Here is a 5,611-nt window from a genome sequence, read left to right as displayed (position 1 = left end):
CGGGGAACCGCTGATGAGTCAGGATTTCCTGTCACAGGTGATCCGCTCATATGGCGGAGCGATGCAGTGCCTGGTCGGCAGCTACTTGGAACAGAGTTTGAAGTTGCTATCGAGTCAACAGCAACAGATGCGGGATCAAATGCGAGGCGTATTCGGCAACGATGCCTACGACAGCATTGCTACGCTGACGCAGCAGAACCTCGAGCGATGGCGCTCGGTGCAGAACGATATCTTCAAAGTGATGAGCGGTGCCGCTACGGCAACTCGCAGGGACCAACGCGCAGAGGATACGGAAACCGACTCGCGCGTCTAAAGGTAACCAGTCACGGTACCAGTCTTGCGACCGGAGGCAGTGGCCACTGCCCCCGGTCCATTAGAACGACTTAAGCAGCGTCGACGTTGCGCATGCTCAAACGCACGCGGCCCTGACGATCCACTTCCAGCACCTTCACGCGCACCACGTCGCCTTCCTTGAGCTTGTCGCTGACGCGCTCGACGCGCTCTTCGGAGATCTGCGAAATGTGCACCAAGCCGTCCTTGCCCGGCAGGATGGTGACGAACGCGCCGAAGTCCATCAGACGCGCAACGCGGCCTTCATAGATGCGACCCACTTCGACTTCCGCGGTGATCAGCTCGATGCGACGCTGCGCTTCGCGACCCGACACGCCGTCCACCGATGCGATCTTGACGGTGCCGTCGTTCTCGATGTCGATGGTGGTGCCGGTCTCTTCGGTGATGGCACGGATGACCGCACCGCCCTTGCCGATGACTTCGCGAATCTTTTCCGGATCGATCTTGATGGTGATGATCGAAGGTGCCCACTCGGACATCTGCGAACGTGCCGATGGCAGGATCTGGTCCATCTGATCCAGGATGTGCAGTCGGCCGGTCTTGGCCTGCGCCAACGCGGTCTGCATGATTTCCTTGGTGATGCCGTTGATCTTGATGTCCATCTGCAGCGCCGTCACGCCATCGCGCGTACCGGCCACCTTGAAGTCCATGTCGCCGAGATGATCTTCGTCACCGAGGATGTCGGTGAGCACGGCGAACTTGTCGCCTTCCTTCACCAGGCCCATCGCCACACCGGCCACCGAAGCCTTGATCGGCACGCCAGCATCCATCAGCGCCAGGCTGGAGCCGCACACGCTGGCCATGGAGCTGGAGCCGTTGGACTCGAGAATTTCCGAGACCACGCGGATCACGTACGGGAAGTTGGTCATGTCCGGCATCACGGCATTGATGCCGCGACGAGCCAGGTTGCCGTGACCGATTTCGCGGCGCTTCGGCGAACCCATCATGCCGGTCTCGTTCACGCTGAACGGAGGGAAGTTGTAATGGAACATGAACGGCTCTTTGCGCTCGCCGGCCAACGCATCGATGATCTGCGCGTCGCGGCCAGTGCCGAGCGTCACGGTGACCAGTGCCTGCGTTTCGCCACGAGTAAACAAGCCTGAACCGTGCGTACGCGGCAGCACGCCGGTCTTGATGGTGATCGGACGCACCGTCTTCTGGTCGCGGCCGTCGATACGCGGCGCACCGGAGATCACGCGATCACGCACGATGCGATATTCGAGGTTGGCGAATTCTTTGGACACTTCGCCGGCGGCGAACTGCGGCGCTTCGCCGGTGGCCAGCGCGGTCACGGCAGCAGCTTTGATTTCCTGCACGCGGTCGCGACGCTGCAGCTTGTCGATGATCTGGTAAGCCTCGCTCAGGCTGCTCTTGGCATTGGCGGCAACGGCAGCTTCCAGCGTGGTGTTGGCGACCGGGGCCGCCCACTTCCAGGCCGGCTTGCCGGCTTCGGCCTTGAGCTCGTTGATCGCCTTGATCGCGACCTGCATCTGCTCGTGACCGAACACCACGGCGCCCAGCATCACATCTTCCGGCAGACGATCGGCTTCGGATTCGACCATCAACACGGCTTCGGCAGTACCGGCGACCACCAGGTCCAGCTTCGAGGTCTTGATCTGCTTGACGGTCGGGTTGAGCACGTACTGGCCATCGATATAACCGACCTTGGCGGCACCGATCGGGCCCTGGAACGGCACGCCGGACAGCGCCAGCGCGGCCGAGGCGCCGAGCAGCGCCGGAATGTCGGCATCGATATCAGGATTCAGCGAGACCACGGTGGCGACCACTTGGATCTCGTTGAAGAAATGTTCCGGGAACAGCGGGCGGATCGGACGATCGATCAAACGCGAGGTCAACGTTTCTTTTTCGCTCGGACGGCCTTCACGCTTGAAGAAGCCACCGGGGATGCGGCCCGCGGCGTAGGTCTTCTCGATGTAGTTGACGGTCAGCGGAAAGAAGTCTTTGTTCGGATCGGCCTGCTTGCGGCCCACGGCGGTGACCAGCACCACGGTGTCGCCCATCGACACCACGACCGCGCCGTCAGCCTGGCGGGCCATTTCTCCGGTTTCAATCGTGACTTGATGCTGACCGAAGGCAAAAGTTTTTTTGATGGCGCTCACGATGGTTCCCACGTACTGAATGGATGGCTCAGCAGCTCATCGCGCAACACGAGGGCGCAAATTGGCCGAGGCATGAAATTGACTTGAAGGCTAGGAGCTGCGAACGGAACACGGTAGGTCTCGATGTTCGTACGCGATCGGTGAGGTGGGCCGGCATATGACTTGATGTCCGGCTCCACCCCGTCCGCGGTTTAGCGCCGCAGACCGAGACTGGCGACGATAGCGGTGTAACGCTCCGGCGCGGTTGCCTTGAGATAGTCCAGCAGCTTGCGGCGCTGGTTCACCATCTTCAACAGGCCACGGCGGGAGGCGTGATCGCGCTTGTGCGCAGAGAAGTGCTCGCCCAGGCCGTTGATGCGTGCGGACAGCAGCGCAATCTGGACTTCCGGCGAACCGGTGTCGTTGGCGTTACGGGCGTGCTGGGCGACGATTCCGCCCTTTTGATCGGTGGACAAAGACATTTGCTTAACCTCGGTGCGGCGTACGAATCGCCGCGTGAAGAAATCTCTCTAATTTCGAGAGGCGCGCATTGTACCCGCGCGGCCCGGAATCTCAACCAGAAACTCAAGAAAAACCAAGAATTACGTCCTGGGACCGCGCCTGAAGCGGCCGTCTCGACCGCCTGGACGGGGGCCTCGGCCCGAGCCTCGGCTGGCGGTCTCGGCGACCGCCACGAACAGCCGCGACGGCTTGACCCTGTTACCCGGCTGCCCTTCGCCCAAGCCCAGGAAACGCTCGGAGTCGCCGTACAGCCGTACTTCGCCGGCCAGCGGCGCGGACTCGACCGCCACCGTTCGGCCCAGTAGCAGGTTCTGCTCGGTCGCCGCGTCCAGATCCAGGCGCGGCAGGTCGGCAAACGCCGTATCGACCGGCAGTAATCGGCCGGCAAGCTGCTCGAACGTCTCGGTCGAGAGCGCGTCCAGCGTGTACATGGGCAGCTCGCCGAACGGATCCACGTGTAAGCGGCGCAAACCTTTGACATAGCCCAGGGTGCCGAGCTTGACCGCGATGTCGGCCGCGAGCGTGCGGATATAGGTGCCCTTGGAGCAGTACACGTCGAATTCGAGCTGGTTGCTGGCCAGGACCTCCTCCGCGCCTACCCGCGCGATCTTGTGGATCATGATGTCCCGAGGCGGGCGCTCGACCGACTCGCCCTTGCGTGCCAGCTCGTACAGGCGCTTGCCTTCGAACTTGAGCGCCGAATGCATGGGCGGAATTTGCTGCTGATGGCCCAAAAACTGGGCCAGCAAGGCGTCCACACCCGCTGCGGTCAGCGTCGGCACCGGCGCACGCTCGATCACCTCGGTTTCGCCATCGCCCGAGGGCGTCAGCTCGCCGAGCTGCACCAGGACGCGATAGGTCTTGCCCGAATTCAACAGCCGGCCGCAAACCTTCGTGGCCTGGCCGAAGCACACCGGCAGCAAGCCGGACGCGAGCGGATCGAGGCTGCCCGCATGACCCGCCTTGAGCGCGCCGTACAGCACACGAACCTGTTGGAGAGCGGCGTTTGAAGACACGCCGAGAGACTTGTCGAGCAGCAAGATGCCGTCGACTTCACGATGGAAGCGCTTCACTGGAGTTGGCCGTTAACGCTTCGGAGAGCGCTGTTGATCGTCCGCGTCGGGATCGGAGTCGTCGCCGGTGCTCGAGTCGGACGAGTCGTCCTCGTCGGAGTCGTAGTGCCCGTCGTCGTCATCGTCTGAGCTGTAGTGGCCGTCGTCCGAGTTGGCATCACTGTCGCTGTCATTTTCGGGGGCCGCAGCCGGCTCATCGTCCACGTGCCGAGCCACGTCGCTCTTCACCGCCTGATTGATCAGCCCTGACAAGCGCGCGCCGCTTTCGATCAGCTCATCCTTCACGAACCGCAGCTCCGGGCTGTGCCGAATGCCGAGCGCGCGACCCAGCGGGCCGCGGAGCATGTCCGCAGCCTGCGTGAGGATCTGCTGAGCCAGGTGCGGATCCGCCCCCAGCACCGAGTAGTAAATCGTCGCGTAGCTCAAGTCGCTCGACATGCGCACGTCGGTCAACGTGATCATGCCGAGACGCGGATCGCGCAGTTCACGTCGAATCAACTCGCTCAACGCGCGTTGAATCTGCTGCCCGACCCGCTTGGCACGGGGATAAGACTTCGTCGACATCAAGCCTCGAAATAAAAACCGGCGTCAGTGATCAAGCATCGAGCGTACGTGCCACTTCGACACGCGAGAAGCACTCGATCTGGTCGCCCACCTGCACGTCGTTGTAGTTCTTCACGCCGATACCGCACTCGGTACCCGCACGAACTTCGTTGACGTCGTCCTTGAAGCGACGCAGGGATTCGAGGCCGCCCTCGAAGATCACCACGTTATTACGCAGCACGCGGATCGGATTGTTGCGACGGACGTAACCGTCCGCGACGATACAACCGGCCACCGTGCCGAACTTGCTGGAGCGGAACACTTCGCGCACCTCGGCGAGGCCCACGATCTGTTCCTTCACTTCCGGCGCCAGCATGCCCGTCAGCAACGCGCGCATCTCATCGATGGCTTCGTAAATGATGCTGTAGTAACGAACGTCGATGCCCGCTTCCTTGATCATCGTACGAGCCGAGCTGTCGGCACGCACGTTGAAGCCGATGACGCGTGCGTTGGACGCCTGCGCCATGGTGATGTCGGACTCGGTGATGCCGCCGACGCCACTGCCGATGACCTTGACCGCCACCTCGTCGGTGGACAGCTTGGTGAGCGAGTCGCGCAATGCTTCCGCCGAACCTTGCACGTCCGCCTTGATGACGACGTGCACGGTTGCGACCTTGCCATCGCCCATCTGCGACAACATGTCTTCGAGCTTGGCCGGGCCCTGCTTGGCCAGCTTGGTATCGCGGAACTTGCCCTGCCGATACAACGCCACTTCGCGAGCCTTACGTTCGCTCTCGACCACCAGCAACTCATCGCCGGCATTCGGCGCGCCCGACAAACCGAGCACCACGACCGGCAACGACGGACCGGCTTCGGTCACCGGCTTGCCCAGTTCGTCGAACATGGCACGCACGCGACCGAACTCGGTGCCCGCGATGATCGGGTCGCCCGGCTTCAGCACGCCGCGCTTGACCAGCACGGTAGCGACCGCGCCGCGGCCCTTCTCCATGCTGGACTCGACCA

At 62.5% G+C, this 5,611-nt stretch carries 6 protein-coding genes; 1 reads left to right on the top strand and 5 read right to left on the bottom strand.

Annotation, left to right across the window (positions count from 1 at the left end; all coding sequences use genetic code 11):
• Positions 1 to 313, top strand: a 313-nt coding sequence (locus tag JNL55_RS35880; RefSeq protein WP_293866416.1) for a PHB accumulation regulatory domain-containing protein, incomplete at its 5' end; no start/stop codon positions are given.
• A 70-nt stretch (positions 314 to 383) separates the two neighbouring features.
• Here the strand turns inward: JNL55_RS35880 and pnp are convergent.
• From pnp to infB, 5 genes are all read right to left on the bottom strand, one after another.
• Positions 384 to 2,471 (bottom strand): polyribonucleotide nucleotidyltransferase, encoded by a 2,088-nt coding sequence (gene pnp / locus JNL55_RS35875; protein WP_415923234.1) that lies wholly within the window; start codon positions 2,469 to 2,471, stop codon positions 384 to 386.
• A gap of 191 nt (positions 2,472 to 2,662) precedes the next feature.
• Positions 2,663 to 2,932 (bottom strand): 30S ribosomal protein S15, encoded by a 270-nt coding sequence (gene rpsO / locus JNL55_RS35870; protein ID WP_293866410.1) that lies wholly within the window; start codon positions 2,930 to 2,932, stop codon positions 2,663 to 2,665.
• A gap of 120 nt (positions 2,933 to 3,052) precedes the next feature.
• Entirely contained in the window at positions 3,053 to 4,045 is a 993-nt protein-coding gene (gene truB / locus JNL55_RS35865) for a tRNA pseudouridine(55) synthase TruB (RefSeq protein WP_293866407.1), read from the bottom strand.
• Between the two features lie 12 nt (positions 4,046 to 4,057).
• Entirely contained in the window at positions 4,058 to 4,609 is a 552-nt protein-coding gene (gene rbfA, locus JNL55_RS35860; RefSeq protein WP_293866404.1) for a 30S ribosome-binding factor RbfA, read from the bottom strand.
• A gap of 31 nt (positions 4,610 to 4,640) precedes the next feature.
• Positions 4,641 to 5,611: translation initiation factor IF-2 (gene infB, locus JNL55_RS35855; protein WP_293866401.1), on the bottom strand; the 971-nt coding region annotated here is incomplete at its 5' end.

Origin of the sequence: Steroidobacter sp. (assembly GCF_016790065.1) — a bacterium.
Taxonomy (GTDB): Bacteria; Pseudomonadota; Gammaproteobacteria; order Steroidobacterales; family Steroidobacteraceae; genus Steroidobacter.
Note: the sequence above shows the minus strand (reverse complement) of the source record. Positions and strands in the feature narration are given on the sequence as shown.